Here is a 23316-nt window from a genome sequence, read left to right as displayed (position 1 = left end):
TACGGTTCATACTAAACTAGCGCAATTTAAAACGTCCAACTTTGCCCCATCATCATTATCAAAATAGGATTTACTCCCGCAGCAGGATGAACGGTGTTCGTCAACATCATCATACTAATAGCATCTCCCGGAGGGAATGATTTACCAAGCAAGCAGCCTCAGACATTGCTGCTTGATAAAGCTATTATTAAAAAAATTATTGCTTAAAGATTATGCCCAAAAAGTAAAAAAGCGGCGAATGCCGCTTTTAGTCATAATCACCTATTTGGTAAAATGACGCTTACTTTTGTTCAAAGTAGAGTTTATCACGTTGTTTTTTGCCAACTTCATTCATTGTCGCTGCGTTAAATAAACGCCCATTGATCATGGTGTAATCGATTTTATCGGTATCACGAATATTCTCTAGCGGATTACCGTCAATCACCACTAAATCAGCAAGTTTACCCACCTCAAGTGAACCAATGTTTTTATCAAGGCCAATGTATTTAGCAGGATCGAGTGTCGCGGCACGTAACGCCTCAAGTGGCGTCATGCCGCCTTGTGCAAACATCCAAATTTCCCAGTGAGCAGCTAACCCTTCACGTTGTCCATGCGCACCTAAATTCACTAATACACCTAAATCTTGCAGCTCTTTAGCTACGCGTGCATTATTAAAGTGATTATAGTGATGATCGGGTGCTTTTACTCGACGCATAGAACGTGGCAGTAATTGATTTTTCGGTACAAATTTACTCAACCGCGGATGATTCCATACATCAGTTTTATCATACCAATAGTTTTCGCCCCAAATTCCGCCATAAGCCACACCTAAAGTAGGTGTATAACCTACGTCACTTTGCGACCAAAGTTGCTTGATATCATCATAGATATTCGCAACAGGAAGAGAGTGCTCAATACCGGTGTGACCATCCACAACCATTGTTAAGTTGTGCTGCAATAGTGAACCACCTTCAGGCACCACCATCATCTCAAGCTCTCTGCCTGCTTCTATTACTTGCTGGCGTTGTTCACGACGAGGTTGATTATATGATTTGACACTGAATGCACCGACCTTTTTGAGGCGCTCTAAATGAAATTTAGCGTCCTCAAGCGAATCAATGTGCGAGGTATATCCTGGCATATTTGCGCCATATAAAATGGTGCCCGTTGAGAAAATGCGCGGCCCAACAATCGTACCCGCTTTTTGCATTTCACTGGCAGCAAATATTTCCGTCGTATCGTTTGAAGGATCGTGAATCGTTGTTACACCCAGCGATAAACCCGCTAGATTTTTCCAGTTTTGTTCTGGAATAATTTCATTACTGCCTTGCGATCCATGCGCATGCGCATCCACAATACCTGGCATAATAGTTTTACCCGCCAGATCGATAAGTTCAGCCCCTTTAGGAATAGAGACACTATCGGCAGTTCCTACCGCTTTAATATGCTTTCCATCCGTTAGCAGCACACCATTTTCAATCACTTCATCGCCTTTCATGGTGATAATACGTGCGCCTGTCAATGCAAACATGCCTTTGGGCTCTGACATTTTTTTGCTAAAGCTGATGTTTTCACCACTTTTAACTTTGAAATCAGCATCTTCTGCTTTATTAATATCAAAGATACCAGCTAAGCTAGCATGATAAAGCTCCGGCCCAAGTGTCCAATAAAGCTTATCACTGTTTGCACTCCAACTTATGCTTTCACCTGCACGCACCGATAATTGCTCAATTGGAAATTTGCTATCTTTAGGGCCAATATTAATGCTTTTACCGTTTTCAACTAATGGCGTTACAAACACTTTAAAGCGTTCAGCAAATGCTAAGTACTTACCATCTGGAGATACTCTAAACTCAGTCGCGTGTTCTGACTCATATAACTTAGTTACTTTTTTAGAATCAATCTCGACAGCACTTAAGCTAGGCTTTGGCCAAGGGCTCATAACAAAAACGCGATCGTTAGTCGCGCCAAATTGCGGCTGATAACCGCTTTTAGTAATTAATTCTGCTTTACCACCTTTGCTACTAATAGCGTATATCCCCGGGTGTAAAGACCAGTCAGGGTTCAAAATACTGCCGCCAGAGGCTTTACGATAAACTACTTTCTTGCCATCAGGACTAAAGGTTGGCTCTACATACTTACCCGGCTCATTCGTTATTGTATCACCGCGTCCACTGCGAGCAGAAACAACGCGAATGCTCCCCTGCTCATTGTCATCCCAAGTTACATAGACAATTTTTTTACCATCTCGGGAAAATTGTGGGAATAACTCAAAATGGTCATCTTGGCGAGTTAATCGTTTAATTTTTCCTGACTCTAAATCGCGCTTATAAATGTGCCCAAGGGCTTCAAATATGGCTGTTTCACCGTCTGGTGATACTTGCACATTACGCAGCATTTTTATGTCAAATTCATCACTGTCAATATTTTGCGTGAAGCGCACTGCTTTTTGAATTTTCTTCGTTGTTTCAACGCTAAAATCGATATTTTCCACTGATTTTTTATCAACATCCAGTTTCTGAATTTGACCGCCAGCCCAGAATACCAATTCATCATTATTTGGAGTCCAAGCGATAGTCGGGTATACACCGTGGATTGCCCACGTTTCCTGCATATCGCGTTCAAGCTTGTCGTAAAGTTGTGTATGTTTACCTGAAACTAAATCATACATATATAAGCTTGTTTGGAAGTCATCACGTTTGATATAGGCAAGCTTAGTCCCATCAGGTGACGGCGTGGGCCTAATTGCGCCACCCATTCCTTGAATAATAGTCTCTATTTCACCTGTTTTACGATCAAAACGCTTTATTTTGTAGATACCTGCAACCGAATCTTTTGAATAATGAAACGTTTTACCCGGTGTTGCATCATGAGAAAAGTACACATAACGCCCATCTGGTGAAAACATCGGTTCACCTAAATCTTTTTGATCATCTGCACGTTTAGTTAACTGAACCCCTTTACCACCCGCTTTGTGGTAAAGCCATACTTCACCTGCACCTAATGAACGTGTTGCAGTAAAGTGTTTACGTGCAACGAGGTAATCACCATCAGGGCTCCAAGCAGGGCTATTTAAAAGACGAAACGTTTCATTGGTCACTGCTTTTTGATTTTCGCCATTGGTATCCATAACCCAAATATTGTCACCACCACCTTGGTCCGACGTAAAGGCTATATGCTTACCATCAGGGCTAAAGCGTGGCTGCATTTGCCAACCAATATCTGAGGTAAGTAGTTTTGCCGTACCCCCACTGATTGGCATAGTGTAAATGTCACCCAGTAAATCGAACACTAATGTTTTTCCATCTGGACTAACATCTACGTTCATCCATGTACCTTGGCTAACATTAATGTTGGCATCGATAAATTGGCCTTGTGGCGTGTCCACCTGCCATTTATTTTCGCTCGCTTTGTCAGCGGCTTGAACATTGGAGTAAAGTGCTAATGACACCGATACAGCTAACGCAGTATGAAACAGTTTTTTCATCGATTTCTCGCTTGCTTTTGTTATTTATTAATATGATTGCAACAAAAAGCGAAGCAAGTTACCAGCTATATATGATAAAGCGTCTTAATTTGTCGGTTAATGCCATTTAATTGGGTCAAAGCCGAAGTAGCCCACCAGCATTGAGTAAATCTCAGGATCATATTGGCGAAGATCGTTGGGCTTTTCTAAGAATGTTTCGGTGATCACTGCAAAAAATTCAGCTTCGTTCGTTGCCCCATAACTATGAATAACATGGGGCATACCATAGGCAACATGTGTTTTAAGGAGAGTGAAAGCACGACTGAAAATTCTTGCCCACTCTTTGTAATCTGTTGTTTTAGCAAGTACAGGAGTCCCGGTTGTTTTGCCTGTTTCTTGATCGAGTTGATGGGCAAACTCATGAAAGACTAAATTATGGCCGTCGCTGGGGAGGCGATTTCCCTCAAGTACATCATGCCAACTTAACACCAACGTGCCGCCTGGCCAAGACTCTCCTTGACGAACTGTATTATGATAACTGACAAGGCCTGCATTATCCGTAGACGTCTGAGGCGCATAATAAGCACTAGGATAAAGTAATATCTCTTTCACGTTTTTATAGAGTGGCCATGGTTTGTTCAATACTAACAAACATGCATCAGCTGCAACGATCAGTTTCATGGCATCATTTAGTTTTAAACCATCACAACCAATAAACCGTTTTTCATTTAAAAACCAAACCACATGACGTTCTAGCTTTTCGCGGTCAGCATCAGTCATTTTTTGATAGATTGGCATGTATCTCAATAGCAGTGTTTTTTGTTGCTCGCTTAATTGATTACCATGGTATTTATTGAGCCAAAATCGATGCTGTAATTTAGGCCAATGCCAATAAATAGCAACAAACATAACTAGCAAAAAAAGTAATAAAGCATTAACCATCTTAAAGCTCAATAATAAGTTCTTAACCTATTAATATGCGCGCATGGTACATAATTCAATCTATCACTGGCTAAATATATAAAAACAACTAAGGTCTATTGACCCTTGCGAATTAAAATTTGCTCAAACTAGAGGGCAGTTTAATCGCGGCGCAATGTTTGCAACCTAATGGGCTAAGTCAAAACCGAGCAATAAAGAGTAAATCTCCCCTAGGCAGAACCCGAAGAGCAGCGCCAGTTTGGCATTGATTCCGCGTTATCGCCTATCTATGGGTAAATACCACACCACATAGATACTGCCTTGCCTAAAGACCAAACGGACTGCTGCAAATTCAACCTGTAAAGGTTACAGGCCTTAGCGCCATTCATTAAATTAATTAAGCTCTTCAACCCGGTTTCGACCATTTGCTTTAGCCTGGTATAACGCTTTATCTGCCCTTGCAAGAAGTCGATCATATTCATCAACACAGCGGGAATCAGCCACACCAAAACTCGCAGTTATTGATAAATCTACCGCAATACTAGAAAAGTCATACTCAGCGATTTCTTCACGTAATTGTTCACACAAAACACGTGCTTGATCGATGGTTTTATTGGGTAAAAGTAACGTAAATTCTTCCCCACCCCATCGCGATACCTGGTATTCATTGTCTTCACAGCATTGTTGAAGAATATTCGCCACTACGCATATAACTCTATCACCTATTATGTGAGACCAGTTGTCGTTTATCCGCTTGAAATAATCAATATCAACAATAACTAATGCCAATGGTCGACCCGAGCGTTTGAAGTCATTAAAGTTATCTGCAAGCCAATCATCAAAAGCGCGTCTATTCGGTATTCCAGTTAATTGATCATGGGTGGCTTGGTGAGCAAATGCATCATTTTGTGACTGTAACGCAAATGTTTGTTGCTCTACTCTTTCGGTTAATCGTTTTTCGATTTTTTTATAGTGATAAAGTCGGTACTTATAGAGGCAATAGCAAAGTAATAATACCGTGATGAAAACGACTAATTTGAAACTAATTTCCTGCCAAAAATATGGCTTTATTTCAAACGTTATGGCCCGATAATTATCTTGCCAAGCTGCATTAGGATAGCCTGAACGCACCATAAAAGTATATTTACCCGGTGCAAGGTTTGTATATTCAGTAATGTTGAGCTTATGTCGATCAACCCATTTATCGTTATAACCTAACAATTTAGTCTGGAATTTAAGCCTTTGTGACATGATAAAACTCAAACCAGCGTAGTGAAATGATACTCTATCTGAACCAGCCGCAAGTTGAATGGGGCTTTTTAAATCGTTAATATTTATAGTGTCACCATCAACAACCAATGATTCGATCACTGTAGGTAATTCTAATTGAGAGGCACGTTTTAATCGTTCAGGCATCACACTGGCTACCCCATTCGCTGTAGCAAACCAAACACTGCCATCGTGGTGAAGTGTAGCGGCAGGACTCGATCCGCCATTCGCTTGCGCGCTGAGCATCCCATCACCTTCATCATAAAGCTGATACTGCAATACATCTGCCGCTTTGTTATCTAAAAAATCATTAACTTGCTGCTGCTTAATTTGAATAATGCCGCGATTACTTGATAACCAGAATAAATCACCTTGAGCAACTAATTGAAATAACTTATCAACGGGCAGCCCTTGCTCCCGACCAAGCATATCAATTCGACCAGTTTCAATATTAAACCGAATAAGCCCTCGGTCCGTTGTCATCCACATATTATTGTTTTGGCTGAAAAAACCAAACGCGTATTCTGCATTAAATTTTCGCGGAAACTGTTGCCCTTTAAACTTACCTAGAGAATCGTTAAACATAGCCACACCGACCCCAGTACCAACCCATATATTGCCTTTGGAATCTTGCTCCAATGCCATAATAAAGTCACCGGGGAGGCCTTCATCAGTAGTAAACTGAGTAATTGAGCCATCCGTTTCTATTCGCGTTAACCCTGTAGCGGTGCCTGCCCATAATCGTTTTTTATTATCAAAAAGTAACGCCCTTACTTCGTTACTGGCAAGTCCACCATCCCGATCAAGTACAGGATAGATTTTATCATCAACAACACGCAAAATTCCTGAGGTGTAAGTGCCAATCCATACGCCTGCTGACTCATCTTCAGTAAGACTTAATACTGATAAAGGTTTCACCTGATTAGCGACTGAATAACTTTGCACTTTATCATCTTTGATACGATTTAAGCCTGAGCTACTGCCAACCCACATACTGCCATCAGAATGAGAAAGCACTGCTCGAATATAATTCCCACTTAATCCACGCTTTTTTGTCCATACAGAGAAAGGAGCTTCACGTAAGCGATATAAACCTCCATTCGTGCCCACCCAAATACTCCCCTCTCTGTCTTGTAACAATGACAAAATTCGGTTTGCAGGCAAGCCAGCTTCTGAATCAAGCTGCTCAAGTCCTGATGTACTGAGTCGAAATAAGCCCTTATTGATCGTTCCGAGCCAAAGATCACCATGGTTATCTTCTAAAAGACTCGAAACTGACTCCCCATCAAGATCAACGTGTATTGTTTCAAATTGATCCTTAACCAAACGCCACGCACCTTTTTCTCCACCTACAATTAACTGACCCTGGCGGGTCAATAGAAGTGTATAAATAGAACTTGAAGGTAAACCTTGGGCTAGTGTGACTAATTGTGGGTTTTTATCTTTAATTCGATATAAGCCCTCGCTTGTGGCAGCCCAAATGACGGCGTCGCTGTCTTGTATTAATCGGTAAACACTTAAGTTAATTAAAAGGTGAGATTCATGATCGGTTGTTTTGTCTCGAACGACTAAGCCCTTCCCTTCAAGACCAAGCCATACTTCTGAGGGAGTCGGATTTAAAATATGATTAACCATCGCCTGTGCATTGGGTGATGTTTTCCATTGCCCATTTTTTAAATGACTTATTCCACCACGCGCACCAACGATGTATAAACTACCATCGGATTCAGCCGAAAGGCTTCGTAAACCCGAGTCTGGCAGTCCTTCAATCTCGGATCGTGTAAACAACTTAAAGTCGCGCCCATTAAAGCGTGCGAGCCCTTCCCATGTTGCAACCCAAATATAACCGTCTGACGTTTGTGTAACGCTATTGATACTATTATGAGGGAGACCTGTACGTGTATTCCAAGTTTCAGAAAAATAATCATTGAGGGGGAGTCGCGTGCTTTGGGCTGCAAAGCAAGTAAATTGGATTACACAGATTAAAAACACACTGATACGCTTCATCATATGAACGCCTTTGAGAGCACACTTAGCCAAGTCTTTAGCAATAAAAAGAACGGTTAGTCCATTCTTTGTCATAACTAAATTATCATTATTATTATTATTGTCTACTTAACATCCATATTAGCACAGTATTAATTTGTTTTTCATTATCTAAATAGTGCCGCTTAATCTATATGTACAGGTTGGCAATATTGATCAATACAATTTTGAAAATGCTCAATAAAACGGGCTACGTGAAGGCCGTCCATCAATGCATGATGAACATCTATAGAGAGTGGCATTTTACCTGTTTCTTTATTGTATTTTCCAAACACTAATTTCGGTATACCCATGCTTATGCCATGAGTATGTGCATGTGAAAAACTGGTAAAATCAAGCCACGGCAATACCGATATATGGATTAAATCAGCTTGGCCTTCAGTATGAGCAAATGCCTCTGAAAATAAAGGTAATACCTTGGAGTTACTACTCACTTGTTGGACATGCTTACTAAAGTCAGCAAACGGTTGCTTGAGTGAAAAATAGCTAAACCGAAACGTGTCGTCAGTGGCCAACTCAACAACACTTGCGCGAGCACCGTCAAGCTGCCAAGGGGCGTTATTTATTATTCGCTGAAGCATAGGTGGGTATTGATGGCATGCGCGTAAAGCTAAGAAAATATAACTTTGAAAAAATGAGTGATGATTAGATTTACAAAAATCAAATAATCTTTTTGCGTCAATAACGATGCAAACATTAAAGTAAGGTTGGTTAAAGTCTTTAAAAAGTGAGAAGTGTTGGCTACGAGGCCACGTATCTATATCGATTTCAGTCATGACGTTTTCACGCAGTAGAATTTACAGCTAGCGTAACGAACTTAGAGAACAAAGCAAAGGTGTATATAGACACCTTTGCTTTTATAACACATTATAAACCGTTTTCTATGATTTCTTGAGCTAACTCATCTGCAATAATATGCGTTGATTTTTGTTCTTTTTCACTGCGAGCAAAAATTTCAGTCAACGTATCATAAATACCTTCAACGTGTTTATTTGATGCGTCAACTGAATAGCCTTCAGGTGCTGTTTCATAATATACATTGATGATACCGCCTGCGTTAATCACGTAATCCGGGGCGTACAAAACCCCCTTTTCACGTATGATTTCTCCATGGCGAGATTCTGCTAATTGGTTATTTGCACAACCCGCAATAATAGTCGCTTTTAAGCGCGGTATTGTTTTATCGTTCACTGTGGCGCCTAATGCACACGGTGCATACACATCAACATCTAAGTCATAAATGTCATCAATACCAACCGCTGTAGCAGCAAAATCATTGACCACACGGTCAATAGCGTCTTGGTTTATATCGGTAACAAAAAGTTGAGCACCGGCTTCATGTAAATGTTTACATAAACCATAAGCAACAGCCCCTAGACCTTGTACAGCAACTTTAACGCCACTTAAATCTTGATGGCCACGTTGATGCTGTAAAGCGGCTTTAATACCTAAAAATGTACCATATGCTGTGAACGGTGATGGGTTACCACTTTTACCTTCAAGTCCAAGTACGTAATTTGTCTCTTTGTTCATAATAGCCACATCAGCACAGGTAATATTCACATCTTCTGCTGAATAATAACTACCATTTAAACGCTCTAATTGGCGGCCAAATGCACGAAAAAGTTGTTCTGATTTTATTTCTTTTGCATTACCAATAATAACTGACTTGCCCCCACCAAAAGGAAGACGAGCTACTGCATTTTTATACGTCATGCCTTTGGATAAACGAAGTGCGTCGATTACTGCGTCGTCATCGTTAGCATAATCCCACATTCTGCATCCACCCACAGCAGGACCTAATTTGGTGTTGTGAACGGCAATTATGGCACGAAGGCCTGATTCTTTATCTGAACAAAAAACCACTTGTTCGTGGTTATCAAAATCAACTTGATTAAACACAGCCACTTTATTTTACTCCGAAATTTATAACCCGTGAGAGGGTAAACGCGCTGAAATTGCCGAGACTTTATCACTTAGCAATGAGCCTGACCACTATATGAGATGATAAAACCACTCAAAATAACTAAGCATCATAAACGCACTTCATAAAACGTAATTATAAGTTAATTAATGCAATAAAAAGCACATTGTAAAAATTAATATGCAATATATATAATAAATATGTCGTTTCACTTTACGTTAACGTAACAGCATGAATCACTGTAAAGTAATTATTACAACTTATAAGAGTGTAATACTTGTTTTATTATAAGGGGTTGGGAATATTTCTAAGCAGGGATACAAACTGGTCTGATCTGATAGCGGTATAGGGTTACCCCGCAATACCGCTATCAATGAGGCAAATTACTTTAATTTGCCATCAAGCTCTTCAATTTTAGCTTTCCAAATCGCAGGGCCTTGCGTATGTGCATTTGCACCTTCACTGTCTACGGCAACCGTCACTGGCATATCTTCGACTTCAAATTCGTAAATAGCTTCCATACCTAAGTCTTCAAATGCCACTACTCGAGCTTTTTTGATTGCTTTAGACACAAGGTAAGCAGCACCACCCACAGCCATTAAATAAACAGACTTATTATTTTTGATAGATTCTACCGTCGCAGGACCTCGCTCAGCCTTTCCTATCATACCAATAATGCCGGTTTTTTCTAACATCATGTCGGTAAATTTATCCATGCGCGTAGCCGTAGTTGGGCCTGCGGGGCCTACCGCTTCATCACGAACCGCATCAACTGGGCCAACGTAGTAAATAAATTTATTATCAAAGTCGACGCCTTCAGGTAAGCCTTCTCCCGAATTAATCATATCTTGCAAGCGCTTATGAGCGGCATCACGGCCCGTTAAAATGGTGCCTGATAGCAAGACAGTTTCACCCATTTTCCATTCTTGCGTGTCTTCTTTTGTCAAAGTATTGAGGTCAACACGACGAGTGCCTTCACCTACTTCAAATGTGACTTCTGGCCAATCTTCAAGTTTAGGCGCGTTCAAATTTGCAGGACCTGACCCATCAAGCGTGAAATGAACGTGACGAGTTGCAGCACAGTTTGGGATCATAACAACAGGTTTTGATGCTGCATGAGTAGGCGCTGTTTTAATTTTTACATCAACAACCGTCGTTAAACCACCTAAACCTTGTGCACCAATACCTAATTTATTCGCACGTTCAAAAATGTCTAAACGCATTTTTTCTTCAGTAGTTTCTGCACCTCGTTCCATCAACTCATGGATATCAACAGGGTCCATTAACGACTCTTTAGCCAGCACAGCCGCTTTTTCAGCGGTACCACCAATGCCTATTCCCAGCATACCAGGTGGACACCAACCCGCTCCCATCGTTGGTAGCGTTTTTTCAACCCAAGCAGCCACATCATCAGATGGGTTTAACATCACCATTTTAGTTTTATTCTCTGAACCACCGCCTTTAGCAGCAACCATCACTTCCACTTCACCACCGGCAACTAAATCGATATGAACAACAGACGGGGTATTATCTTTCGTATTTTTACGAGTACCGGCAGGGTCAGCAACAATTGAAGCTCGAAGAGGGTTGTCTGGGTTTAAATATGCACGGCGTGTACCTTCATCAACCATTTGCTGAACGGTTAAATCAGTTTTATCCCATTTAACATCCATACCTACTTTAACAAAACACGTAATAATGCCTGTATCTTGGCAAAGTGGACGCTTGCCCTCTGCTGACATACGCGAGTTAATCAAAATTTGTGCTATCGCATCTTTAGCTGCTTTACTTTGTTCTTTGTTATAAGCTTTTTCTAATGCTTGAACAAAATCAAGAGGGTGATAAAACGAAATATATTGCAATGCATCTTCAATGCTATCAATAAAATCTTGCTGACGAATTGTACTCATAGGGGTTCCTTAAGTTACCTTTACGCGATTAACACGTAACTTAGACCAAACCGGTGACGGTGGTTTGCAAAGCGCGTTGGCGACATCACTAAATGCTGCCAAAAAATTTTAACTTATGATACCCTCCCAGCCCGTTTCGAGCCAGTTATTCAGGGTAAAAAATAGATGATAAAACAACATAAAATCTGTGTTCAATTAGACATATCGCTCAACTGCGTAGAGGTTTTTAGCCATTTAGCCCATTTACCTTATGCAATGCTGCTTGATTCTGCAAACAGCGATCATGTAAATAGTCGCTACGATATCATTGTCATCGCACCAATCAGGCGCTTAGAAGTTAAAGGCAATCAAACTTACCTTGATGATAAGATAATCGCTGATGACTGTTTTACGATTCTTCAGCAAGAACTTGATAAATTGGATACAAGCAAAGTAACACCTCCCCTGCCTTTTAGTGGCGGATGGCTTGGTTATTTTGGCTATGACTTAGGTCGTGTCATTGAATGTATATCTGAACAGGCTATAAATGATATCAATATGCCTCAACTTGCTGTTGGACTCTACCCTGATGCGCTTATCTATGACAAGCAGCAAAGCCATTGGTTTTATGTAGCTCAACCTAACACCGACAGGCTCTCTCTTTATTTATCGGCTTTAAAAGAAGAGCGACAACAGAGGTTACCGTTTAAAATAACCGAAGAGTGGTTATCAAATATGACGGCTAAACAATATGCGATAAAGTTTGAACAAATTCAAGCGTATCTAAAAAGTGGTGATTGCTATCAAATTAATCTCGCACAACGTTTTTCAGCGCTATATCAAGGCGAACCTTGGCAAGCCTATTGCACGTTAAGAGAAGCTAATAAGGCGCCATTCTCTAGCTTTATTAACCACCCTGATGGCGCGATTATTTCTATATCGCCCGAGCGTTTCATTTCAGTACATAACGGTCATGTTGAGACTAAACCAATAAAAGGGACGCTACCTCGCTGCGAAAACGTCTATGAAGACGAAGAACAAGCCGCTCGCTTACAAAGCTCTAAAAAGGACCGGGCGGAAAATGTCATGATTGTTGACTTACTGCGCAACGACCTTGGTAAAGTAGCCAAACCAGGGAGCGTTAAGGTTCCTTCATTGTTTGCTATCGAAAGTTTTCCTGCCGTGCACCACCTTGTCAGTACTGTTACAGCACAGTTAGCCGATGACAAAACAGCGGTTGACCAATTAAAAGCAGCATTTCCCGGCGGCTCCATTACAGGCGCCCCAAAAATTCGTGCAATGGAAATAATAGAGGAGTTAGAGCCTCATCGTCGCAGTATTTATTGCGGATCAATCGGGTATTTAAGTGCGTGTGGAAATATGGACACCAGCATCACAATTCGCACTTTAGTGTGTCACCAACAACGCATACATTGCTGGGCTGGCGGTGGCATTGTTGCCGACTCACAAGCTGACTTGGAATATCAAGAGACATACGATAAAGTGAATAAAATCCTACCATTACTTAAGTAGCTCGCTGTGAACAGCCATCAAATTATTGCACGATTTCAATTAAGCGCTCCAGCGAGGGTGCAGCCATTAGCTGCACCTTGTGATAAGTCACGCCTTGCCAGTGCAGTGATTTTGCCATTAATTGATGTTCACGACTGTGCACATGTTTTGCTATGCAAGCGCCCTGAATACTTAAAACATCACCCGGGCGAAATTTGTTTACCCGGTGGAAAACATGAACCACAGGACATCAATTTACGCCATACCGCTTTGCGTGAATTGCACGAAGAGCTTAATATTATGCCAGCTCAAATTAATGTAATTGGGCAACTAGCCAATTACTCTACGTTAACCGGCTTTACCATCACCCCCTTTGTCGGCGTCCTTGATAAACAAACCCAATGGATTGGAGACCCCAGTGAAGTTGCTACTAGTTTTTTAGTGCCTGTTCATACGTTAGCAGATGAAAGTAATTGGCAACCAATACCTTTTCAGCATTTGGGCCAACACCGCACACTTAAGGGGTTTAGTACCCCACATGGGTTGCTGTGGGGTGCCACTGCAAGCATAATAAAAAACTTTACCACGCAACTAGCCATACCAGTTTAAAACCGTGCTGCAAATGGTTACAAGCACACAATTACACGTTATTATGTCCGCCCGTTCAAAGGCAGCAGTCGTGCTGAGTAAAAAGTAGAGAAAATTATATGATCAGTGCATTTGATATGTTTAGTATTGGCATAGGCCCGTCGTCGTCTCACACCGTCGGTCCAATGCGTGCGTCACGTTTATTTGTTAATGAATTACAACAACAAAATCTTCTAACAGATATTACGAGCGTCAAAGTAGAGTTATACGGTTCACTTGGCCAGACTGGCATTGGCCATGGCTCAGGCAAGGCTGTTATTTTGGGGCTCGCAGGTTATGACCCTGAAACTATTGATGCCGACCAAGTTGATGACATTCTCGCTAAAATTGAGAGTGAGCAAGTTATATATTTAAACCAAGTGCATAAAGCCAATTTTCCTAAGCAAGGCGCGATTGTTTTTCATCGCCGAAAAACCTTACCTAAGCACTCTAATGCAATGGAAATCATCGCGTTCAATGGTAGCGAAAGAATACATAGTAAAGTGTATTACTCTATCGGTGGCGGCTTTATTGTAACTGACGAAGAGTTTGATAACGAAAAACAAGCAGCATTGGATATTCGTGAGCAAAACCCTGCACCGTTTCCATTCGAAACAGCCAAAGATTTACTCGAAATGTGTAAAGAATCTGGTTATAGCGTGTCAACTTTAATGATGAAAAATGAAAAGACGCTGCGCAATGAAGATGCAATAAAAGACGAGCTATTCAATATTTGGCAAGTTATGAAAGCCTGTATTGAGCGTGGTATGCGAACTGAAGGCATTTTACCCGGTGGCTTAAAAGTAAAGCGCCGAGCCCCAAGTCTTCATCTTAAACTGAATGTGGAAGTGAGTAACGATCCATTGAGAGCAATGGATTGGGTTGATTTATTCGCTCTGGCAGTAAATGAAGAAAATGCAGCGGGTGGTCGCGTTGTAACTGCACCAACAAATGGCGCAGCAGGGATATTGCCTGCAGTCTTAATGTATTATCACACTTTTATTAAAGAAGTTGATCGTGAAATTGCCACTCGCTACCTTTTAACGGCAGCTGCCATTGGTATCTTATATAAGAAGAATGCTTCAATTTCCGGTGCTGAAGTAGGTTGTCAAGGTGAGGTAGGCGTCGCCTGCTCAATGGCCGCCGGTGCATTAACAGAAATAGTAGGCGGTAACGTAATTCATGTTGAAAACGCAGCTGAAATTGGCATGGAACATAACTTAGGTCTAACCTGTGATCCCGTCGGTGGTCTAGTACAAGTACCATGTATTGAACGCAATGCTATGGGGGCAATTAAAGCCATTAATGCGTCGCGTCTTGCAATTCGAGGGAGTGGGGAGCAAAAAGTATCATTAGATAAAGTCATTAAAACCATGCTCGACACGGGTAATGATATGAAAACTAAATATAAAGAAACTGCACGTGGAGGCTTAGCCGTTAACATTATTGAATGTTAATTGCTGACCAATAAAAAAGCCGCAATCTGCGGCTTTTTTATTCATTTAATAACGCTTACTTAACCGGCAAATCAACATCTTCAAACAATTTATCAACGTCATCTTGGTTACGTAGTAAACTCGCTCGTTCAACTCGCTCTTTCGTTAAGTGCGGTGCAAAACGCTCAATAAAATCATACATATAACTACGTAAAAAACTGCCTTTTCTAAAACCAATTTTAGTAGTACTTGCCTCAAATAAATGGCTCGCATCAATGCAGACTAAATCCGTGTCTGTTATTTCATCTATTGCCATTGAGGCAACAACCCCAACACCGAGTCCTAAACGAACATACGTTTTAATCACATCGGCATCTGTTGCAGTAAATACAATATGAGGTTCTAACCCTTGAGCATTAAACGCTTTGTCCAGCTCTGAACGACCAGTAAAACCAAATACATAAGTGATCAATGGATATTGTGCAATATCGGCAACGGTTAGTGAGTTTGCTTTTTGTGCAAGCGGATGGTCTTTAGCAACCACAATGCTGCGATTCCAGTGGTAGCAAGGCAGCATAACTAAGTCTGAATATAAATGTAATGCTTCCGTTGCAATAGCAAAGTCAGCATCACCGCGGGCAGCTGCATCGGAAATCTGTTGCGGCGTGCCTTGATGCATATGCAATGAAACAGCAGGATACTTTTTCATAAAGCCCTGAATAACACTTGGCAGCGCATAACGTGCTTGAGTATGCGTTGTTGCAATATTCAATTTCCCTTGATCGGGAAGCGTATGTTCATTTGCTACCGCTTTAATTCCCTCGACTTTTGAAAGAATCTCACGGGAGATATTAATAATTTCAGTCCCAGCACTCGTAACATGGGTAAGATGTTTGCCGCTTCGGCCAAAAATTTGTACGCCCAACTCATCTTCTAGCATGCGAACTTGCTTAGAAATACCAGGCTGAGAAGTAAACAAACTTTCAGCTGTTGCTGACACGTTAAGTTTATGGTTTTGGACTTCGACGATGTATCTGAGTTGTTGTAGTTTCATGGCTGCATTTTTAGTGTTGTTATACTGCTATTTATAAATGTTGATGCAAGCCAAGCCAAGCTTTTTTCTTAAAAGTTAAAAATTAAGAGGCTAAACTGCACATTACTTATAATGTTATAGTGCTAGGCTAGCACAAACGCTCGCCATGAGGTAGCCATCTTTTGATTAGATAAGACTCAACCTAATATCAATCTAATTTATAGATAAAAATAATGATAAAACACTTTTTCTTTTCGATATCCCGCGCAAAACTATCCTCTTAGCATATAATTGAGGTAAGATAAAAATTATTAGCTTTGAAACCAGAGACCTAAACCATGATCGTTTCTATTATTATTGTGTTGATAGTTGCACTAATCGTCATTGCCTTATGGGTGAGTGCCGTACAACAACATAAAGAGAAACAAGAAACAGAGCGTCGTAAAGAGCTCACCAAACAAAAAAAGATCATCGAAGAATCTGAAGATGTATTACTTAATAGCGCTAATATCCCTATGTCTGGCGCGATATTACGTGTGATTCAGCGCCGTATTTATGATGCGCTTGCTGAAATGGTGCAATTATCCCCCTCATCAAAAGAGCTTAAAAACCGCTTAAATGAATCAAAAACGCGAATAGAGAATCAAGTTGAATCTAAAGATTCTGAAAGCCTTGCGTTACCAGATAACGACAAGCAACTCATTGCACTAATTCAAGGTATTAAAAAGTTAAGATCGGTCTTACGCTCTGAACATGGTAAAGGAAAAGTAGATAGCCAAACGTTTGTTGCTGAAGATAAACGAATGGAAAGGCTGCAGTTAAAAATAAATATAGAGAGCCAAATTAAGCGAGGCTTGTCTGCCCGTTCAGCCAATATGGTTGGTTCAGCACGGCAATACTTTGAAAAAGCGTACGCAACTGTGTCAGCAGTTCCATATAGCGATGATTATGTTAATACTAAAAGACAAGAGCTTGAAGGTTACCTAGAGGCTATCAGTACTGAACTTAAAGCCTCTAATGCAACAGCACTCAAGAAAAAAACAGAACAAGAGCAAGACGATTTAGATGTTTTATTTGCACCAAAGAAAAAGTGGTAAACCACTTTTTCTTTGCTTACTCATTAAGATAAAAACGCAAACTTGATAACAAACATTGCAGTTAAAACCCACACGCTGATACTCACCTCTTCACGCTTACCACATAACACCTTTACCACAGTATAAGAGATAAAGCCCAAAGCAATCCCATGAGCAATAGAGAACGTAAGCGGCGTCATAAGTAACACTACACTGACAGGGATTGCATCAGTCATATCATCCCAGTTTACAAGCTTGAGGTTTTGCAGCATCAAAACTGCCACATATAAAATAGCCCCTGCAGTAGCATAAGCAGGCACCATTTGAGCAAGCGGTGCAAAAAACATCATCATTAAAAAGCAAATACCGACCACAACTGCAGTTAACCCTGTTCGCCCTCCTACTGATACACCCGCTACAGATTCAATATATGACGTCGTTGTTGAGGTTCCGAGCATTGAGCCTGCAATGGTTGCTGTACTATCAGCACTCAATGCACGACCTAGACGAGGCATGTTACCTTTTTCATCCGCGAGCCCTGCTTTTTGCGTTACGGCAACTAACGTGCCCGATGTATCAAATAAATCCACAAACAAAAATGCAAATATCACGCTCAACATCGAGAGTTCAAGCGCCGCTGCAAAATCTAATTGCATAAAGGTGGGTATAATAGAAGGTGGCATTGATACAACACCTTGATATTCAACTAAGCCAAAGCCAAGCGCAATTAAGGTCACTGTTAAGATACTAATTAATACACCACTTTTAAAATCTCTGTAAAGCAGCGCTGCAATAATGAAAAAACTAAAAATAGCGAGTAAAGGTCCTGCCTCCGTGATATCGCCTAACTGAACAAGTGTTGCGGGACTTGCTACAATAATACCTGCATTTTTAAGCGCAATAAGCGCTAAAAACGCACCTATCCCCGTCGCAATAGCTTGCTTTAGTACCAGCGGAATCGCATTAATAATCCACTCTCTAACTTTAAACAAACTCAAAAGTAAAAAGATACACCCTGACATAAACACCGCACCTAGCGCTGCTTGCCATGTATGCCCCATACCTAAAACAACACCATAGGTAAAAAAAGCGTTCAACCCCATACCTGGCGCCAGAGCAAGCGGATAATTAGCCCAAAACCCCATGATAAAACAACCTATCGCAGCAGCGATACATGTAGCGACAAACGCCGCACCTTGATCCATTCCGGCCTCTGCAAGCATAGCTGGATTGACAAAAACAATATAAACCATCGTGATAAATGTTGTTAGACCGGCGATACATTCGCGACGAACGGTTGAATTGTGCGCACTGATTTTAAAAAAGGCGTCAAGCATTAGGTATTTTTCAATAAATGAGTTAATAATTGCGTAATTTTACCATAGATTTATGGAATAACAGGACAAATTGCCTTGGTTTAGACTAAACTTACGCTGTGAATGAAAACAATAACATGCGTGGTATTATGACAGATACATCTCCAAGTGGGCTTGACCTTGAGCAGCAATTAGATAATGTATTAGCGTTTATTACTCAACCGAGTAAAACAGAACAGAATGAAGGTAATACTGACACGCCTGACAGTGTAGTAACAAAAGCGCTGTATTATCTGAAAAATGATCAACCTGCCCTTGCAGCGAAGTGGATGAGGCTGGCAGCTATGGCTAGCAATCAGCGCGCTCAATTTTATTTAGGGTTGTTCTTCATCAAAGGCCAAGGCGTGCCACAAAGCATATTTCATGGCGCTGTATGGCTTAGTCTTGCAAGTAGTCAGGGCTATGAACCAGCAACAACGGCAATGTCCGATTTAAGAAAACACTTATCAACTAAACGTTTTCAAGATGCTAAATGTTATGCAGCAACGCTGTATGAACAAATTCATCAGCAGCAATTTAATCATTTGATCCCCTCTTCTCCCTAATACAATCTGTAGTGTCGTATTAGCGATACAGCATCTATTTCTGTTTATAACTTATATTTTTTGTATGCAACACAATAAGAGTGAAGTGTTCTTTCTCATTTAAGCTTTGAATAGAGTTTTAACGATGGTGAGATTATAATAAGTTGATTTCTCATAGAAGCATCTCGTTCATACGTGAATAAGTAAAAAATTAAAATACATCACCTATTCTGTTGGTCAATTCGATACGAAAAAGCTGTTTAAGGAAATCCAACTGTTAATACTTTAACACACCGTGCGCAGTCCAGGCATCTGCGACACCTTCAGCATTTAATTTTTTAACCCATTTATTAAGGTGATTACTGTACCAATCGGATTTTTTCAGGATAGAAAATTGATTCTGTATTTCTAAAACCAACGCTGAATCGTCTATAGACTTTGACATTACGATGTACACATCGGATTCCCGAGCCACTAATTCGCTTTTTACCATATCACTGCTATATCCAAGTTTTTTTAACGTCGAGAAAACCCCAAACGATTCATAAAATAGAAAGTCAAATCTATCACGCATTAACATTTCTACAGCATTGTTATAGTCAAGTATGCTTATCAAATTAGAGGTATTTTGTTTTTGCAGCCAACGCTCTCTGATATCCCCATGAATGACCCCTACCGTTCTCGAAGAAACAATGTGCGACAATGTGGAAGCTTCATGGGAAGAATCAAACCTTGAAAAGAAAATCCAACGCTTGGTAATGACATGAGCTAGCCAGTGATATTTATTCTCTCTCTCTTCAGAACGAGAGAGACTAAACATGATGACATTTGGGGAGGTGTCTAACGTTCTTATAGCCCGAGCTTCTGGCATTACCTCTATTGAGGTGTCATTTTGCAATTGCTTTTGCAGCTGCTTAACTATTTCAGTCACAAAACCTGACAATTCACCACTGCTATCTAAATAATTTGCAGGTGGTTCATCCACCGAAATAAAACGCAACTCAGAATAATTGAGGTTCTGGCTCACAGAGTCAAAACACACAAACATCAATATCGAAAATAATACCTTCACCTATTCTCACCAATTTCTGCTCATTTATTAAAACTTTAGCATAGAAATTGATAAATAAAATTTAACAACCGTAATAGGGGTTATTAGCCCTGCTTGTTTTAAACAGCCAACCTGGACTTTTCATGGTGTTCTAAACATCAAACACGTCTAATGAAAGCTGGGAAGTCCACTCATGCACTAAGTTTTTAAGGCAAACGTTTGTGGAATGGGCTGGACTCTCTGTGCGGTATTCATTTTGGGCGAAAGCCTATTATCGGCAGCAAGAAGCCAAAGGAAAACCTCATAATACCATCATCAGGTCATTGGCATTTAAGTGGATACGGATCCTATTTAGATGCTGGAAAACACATACGCCCTACGATGAATCAACTTACTTAACGGCATTGAAAAGTAAGGGATCACCGCTGTTAAAATTTGCGGTGGAAAGTGGGCTTTAGTGCTTGCTGTCCACCTCAGGGCGTGTTGTTATACATCGCTTTCAAATAGTACAGATTTGTCTATTGGAGGACTAATACAACTCAAATTGGCTGTCACATATGGCCAATGAACCCTCTTTGCGTGAATTACAAAACCTTGCCTAATAGTGTAATTTGATAGTTCAAATGAACCAGGGCATAGTTCCGCAGCCCTGCGCATTAACTTAAACCTTAAACTCTCGTAGGATTCATTATCATTACCGTCAACGCGAACAAGAAATGCCCCTACACCCGCTATTTCTTCAGAATACCCATTAGCTCAATTTTCTGGATAACCAACGATTGGCTGATATGAACTACAACCTACTATTCCAGAAAATAAAATTAAAACAACTAACCTAAGCAAGGTAACTCCAAAGATGTATAACGCCCGCATAAACTGCGGAACAAGTTGGACGCTTTTTTGCGTCATTTGTCTTTTGCAAAAAATCGCCCAGCTTGTGGAGTCAGATTTGATGCGCTTGTATGGATAATACACCCATCTAAATTACTAATTATTACCGAGTTCGGGTAAAGTGAGACCCAAGCTTTGGCTGCAACCAAAGCCTTTCCTTGTCGTAGTTCGATTGATTGCTGGCTCCTCTGTTGAGAGACCGATAACAAGAATGAACGCGACAAAGAACTCCAAGCATGACACTCGAATAGTCTACTGGGTCTCGAACCCGCATTATGCAAGCAAGAGTTAGCTTATATGAAAATACAAACAAATCAAAACATTAATGTTGGCGTTGATACTGGTAAATTCCAACTCGATATCTATATCCGCCCACTCGATATTTATTTCACTGTGCCAAACGATGAAAAAGGGATTAAAGAAGCGGTTAAAACTATCAAAAAATATACACCTGAACGCGTGATTGTTGAGGCTACGGGTAGACTTGAAGCACCCTTTATTATGGCATGTGCAAAAGCAAACTTGCCATTTGTAGTCGCCAACCCTATTCATATAAAACGCTTTGCAGGCGCTATTGGTCAACGAGCCAAAACAGACAAGCTAGATGCCAAACTAATCGCGCATTTTGGTGAAGCGATTAAACCTAAGTTATCTACGTTAAAGCCAGAAGTTATGCAGGATATGAGTGATTTGGTTGCCAGAAGAAATCAATTACTTGTGATGCAAACAATGGAGAAAAATCGACTTCAAATTTTACCTAAAAGCCTTGCTATGACAATTAAACCAGTCCTGACTTTATTTAAAAATCAAATTAAGAAAATAGAGGATAAGCTGGTCAAACTCATTGAAAGCTGCCCTGACTATCAAGCTAAAAATACCATTCTTCAAAGTATGAAAGGCATAGGTAAAATAGCTGCTGCATCTCTCATTAGTAATTTACCTGAGTTAGGCTATATGACAAATAAACAAGCCTCTGCTTTAGTTGGAGTTGCACCAATAAACCGTGAAAGTGGACGGTTTAAAGGCATGCGAAAAATCCAGGGAGGTAGGCATCAAGTTCGCACAGTTTTATACATGGCTATGATGTCAGCGATTCAATCTAATCCCGTTTTTAAAGCACATTATCAAAAACTAGTTGCGGCAGGCAAACCCAAAAAAGTGGCACTGATTGCATGTGTCAGAAAGATGATTGTGATCTTAAATTCTATGCTTAGAGATGGAGTTTTATGGGAAGCGCCAAAAGTTTAAAATTAACTATTGACGCCATAGTCTCTTGTTAGTTTTCGTTATACCAATTTTCCCAAATTTTAGGAGCGGGGTATTTCAATTTATATGCTTGAATATCGTCTTTACTTGCGTACTTTAAATAAACGCCAAAATAATCGATTAGATACTCTTCACCTGTTCCCATTCGCCAAAATATATTGCTAGGTTCATATTCAGGGAATTTTTCCCAAGGAGGTAAAGGAGGATTCGCTTTGAGTTCACTTTCAAACCTTTGCTGAAGCATGGCTTCCCAATCCTTTTTGTGCTTTAGATAGGCTTCCCAATCTTCAGCCGAAACTCCTTCAGGTGCTCCTATTTCATTTGAAGCCATAGTTGTCCCTGCAATCATAAACAAACTTAAAAATATAAAACGAATCATCATAAGAAAACTAACAATTTAATAGTGCGCTCATCGCGCATATTTCTGCCGACTTAACGCTCATTTATCTACTTTATATAGTTTTAACAAATTACCTAAGGCATTACTATCACTAAGTTTTCTAAATTTTTTAGTTAGAGTTAATAGAACCAATATGCGCGCGTCGCTCATTTTCATGAATATATGCGCAAAGCGCAGTTTGACCAATCAGTTATCTACGATATTTAGCCAATATCAACGGCTGCTTCACGCCCTGAGGCATTCAACAAGTCATTTATGTCTTTAATAATGGCGAATCACGCTCTTTAAGTGCCTTTAAATACTTAGCTTCATCGTAGCAACATTTCGTTTTCCAACACCGATAGATTATGCGTATCCATTTAAATGCAAGCGCTCTAACAGCAGATTGATGAGACTTACCTTTAGAACGTTGCCCTTGATAATATATACCCGCCCAATAAGAAGTATGTACTGTTTTCGCTGCCCACTCCACGAAGGTTTGCCTTACAAACTTAGAGCATTGCCATCGCCAATGTACCCATGACTTCTGTCCACTTCGTTCGGTAACAGGCGCAATACCTGCATAATTTTGAATTTCTTCGGCACAATTAAAGCGGTTACGATTATCCCCAAGAGCCGCTAACATTCTAG

Annotated in this window: 18 protein-coding genes and 1 pseudogene; 7 read left to right on the top strand and 12 right to left on the bottom strand. The window is 40.5% G+C overall.

All coding sequences use genetic code 11. The features are described 5' to 3' along the window. Window positions 1-280 precede the first annotated feature (280 nt). From ATS75_RS00090 to ATS75_RS00065, 6 genes are all read right to left on the bottom strand, one after another. Window positions 281-3466, bottom strand: coding sequence for an amidohydrolase family protein (locus tag ATS75_RS00090; RefSeq protein ID WP_058558401.1), 3186 nt, complete (start codon window positions 3464-3466; stop codon window positions 281-283). A gap of 96 nt (window positions 3467-3562) precedes the next feature. After that, the gene (locus ATS75_RS00085; protein WP_058558400.1) at window positions 3563-4387 is read right to left on the bottom strand and encodes a M90 family metallopeptidase; all 825 of its coding nucleotides are present in this window, start codon (window positions 4385-4387) and stop codon (window positions 3563-3565) included. 372 nt (window positions 4388-4759) lie between these two features. Continuing rightward, entirely contained in the window at window positions 4760-7645 is a 2886-nt protein-coding gene (locus ATS75_RS00080; RefSeq protein WP_321164304.1) for a two-component regulator propeller domain-containing protein, read from the bottom strand. Between the two features lie 161 nt (window positions 7646-7806). After that, entirely contained in the window at window positions 7807-8457 is a 651-nt protein-coding gene (locus ATS75_RS00075; RefSeq protein WP_058558398.1) for a CatA-like O-acetyltransferase, read from the bottom strand. A 91-nt stretch (window positions 8458-8548) separates the two neighbouring features. Beyond that, entirely contained in the window at window positions 8549-9589 is a 1041-nt protein-coding gene (locus tag ATS75_RS00070) for a Leu/Phe/Val dehydrogenase (protein ID WP_058558397.1), read from the bottom strand. A gap of 399 nt (window positions 9590-9988) precedes the next feature. Then, window positions 9989-11515, bottom strand: a complete 1527-nt coding sequence (locus tag ATS75_RS00065; protein WP_058558396.1) for a fumarate hydratase — start codon at window positions 11513-11515, stop codon at window positions 9989-9991. A 165-nt stretch (window positions 11516-11680) separates the two neighbouring features. On the opposite strand from ATS75_RS00065, the gene pabB reads away from it, so the two are divergent. From pabB to ATS75_RS00050, 3 genes are all read left to right on the top strand, one after another. Further along, window positions 11681-13027: an aminodeoxychorismate synthase component I gene (gene pabB / locus ATS75_RS00060; RefSeq protein WP_058558395.1), complete on the top strand. Its 1347-nt coding sequence runs from the start codon at window positions 11681-11683 to the stop codon at window positions 13025-13027. Window positions 13028-13033: 6 nt separating this feature from the next. Next, window positions 13034-13615 (top strand): NUDIX hydrolase, encoded by a 582-nt coding sequence (locus ATS75_RS00055; RefSeq protein WP_058558394.1) that lies wholly within the window; start codon window positions 13034-13036, stop codon window positions 13613-13615. Window positions 13616-13713: 98 nt separating this feature from the next. Next, window positions 13714-15090, top strand: coding sequence for an L-serine ammonia-lyase (locus ATS75_RS00050; protein WP_058558393.1), 1377 nt, complete (start codon window positions 13714-13716; stop codon window positions 15088-15090). A 55-nt stretch (window positions 15091-15145) separates the two neighbouring features. Here ATS75_RS00050 and cysB read toward each other — a convergent pair whose 3' ends face one another. Then, window positions 15146-16123, bottom strand: coding sequence for an HTH-type transcriptional regulator CysB (gene cysB / locus ATS75_RS00045; RefSeq protein WP_058558392.1), 978 nt, complete (start codon window positions 16121-16123; stop codon window positions 15146-15148). Window positions 16124-16440: 317 nt separating this feature from the next. Between cysB and ATS75_RS00040 the strand changes: the two genes are divergently transcribed. Further along, a complete protein-coding gene (locus tag ATS75_RS00040; RefSeq protein WP_058558391.1) occupies window positions 16441-17199 on the top strand; it encodes a hypothetical protein in 759 nt (252 codons plus the stop codon). Window positions 17200-17222: 23 nt separating this feature from the next. Here the strand turns inward: ATS75_RS00040 and ATS75_RS00035 are convergent, their stop codons facing one another. After that, the gene (locus ATS75_RS00035) at window positions 17223-18515 is read right to left on the bottom strand and encodes an NCS2 family permease (RefSeq protein ID WP_058558390.1); all 1293 of its coding nucleotides are present in this window, start codon (window positions 18513-18515) and stop codon (window positions 17223-17225) included. Window positions 18516-18643: 128 nt separating this feature from the next. Between ATS75_RS00035 and ATS75_RS00030 the strand changes: the two genes are divergently transcribed. Then, window positions 18644-19099: a sel1 repeat family protein gene (locus tag ATS75_RS00030; RefSeq protein ID WP_058559049.1), complete on the top strand. Its 456-nt coding sequence runs from the start codon at window positions 18644-18646 to the stop codon at window positions 19097-19099. A 256-nt stretch (window positions 19100-19355) separates the two neighbouring features. On the opposite strand, the gene ATS75_RS00025 is transcribed toward ATS75_RS00030, so the two are convergent. Beyond that, window positions 19356-20150, bottom strand: a complete 795-nt coding sequence (locus ATS75_RS00025; protein ID WP_152996153.1) for a substrate-binding periplasmic protein — start codon at window positions 20148-20150, stop codon at window positions 19356-19358. Window positions 20151-20323: 173 nt separating this feature from the next. On the opposite strand from ATS75_RS00025, the pseudogene ATS75_RS20540 reads away from it, so the two are divergent. After that, window positions 20324-20587: pseudogene (locus tag ATS75_RS20540) on the top strand (IS110 family transposase); the annotation flags it as partial. 447 nt (window positions 20588-21034) lie between these two features. Here the strand turns inward: ATS75_RS20540 and ATS75_RS20280 are convergent. Beyond that, window positions 21035-21244 carry a hypothetical protein gene (locus ATS75_RS20280; RefSeq protein WP_152996152.1) on the bottom strand — a complete coding sequence of 70 codons (210 nt, stop codon included), beginning with the start codon at window positions 21242-21244 and terminating at the stop codon, window positions 21035-21037. 73 nt (window positions 21245-21317) lie between these two features. Between ATS75_RS20280 and ATS75_RS00015 the strand changes: the two genes are divergently transcribed. Then, window positions 21318-22268, top strand: coding sequence for an IS110 family transposase (locus tag ATS75_RS00015; protein WP_058558387.1), 951 nt, complete (start codon window positions 21318-21320; stop codon window positions 22266-22268). A gap of 28 nt (window positions 22269-22296) precedes the next feature. Here the strand turns inward: ATS75_RS00015 and ATS75_RS00010 are convergent, their stop codons facing one another. After that, entirely contained in the window at window positions 22297-22668 is a 372-nt protein-coding gene (locus ATS75_RS00010) for a hypothetical protein (protein ID WP_058558386.1), read from the bottom strand. A 271-nt stretch (window positions 22669-22939) separates the two neighbouring features. After that, a partial coding sequence (locus ATS75_RS00005; protein ID WP_152996151.1) for a transposase occupies window positions 22940-23316 on the bottom strand: 377 nt, incomplete at its 5' end.

Origin of the sequence: Pseudoalteromonas sp. H105 (assembly GCF_001469215.1) — a bacterium.
Lineage (GTDB): Bacteria > Pseudomonadota > Gammaproteobacteria > Enterobacterales > Alteromonadaceae > Pseudoalteromonas.
The sequence above is the reverse complement of the archived record's forward strand: the minus strand, read 5'-3'. Positions and strand labels throughout refer to the sequence as shown.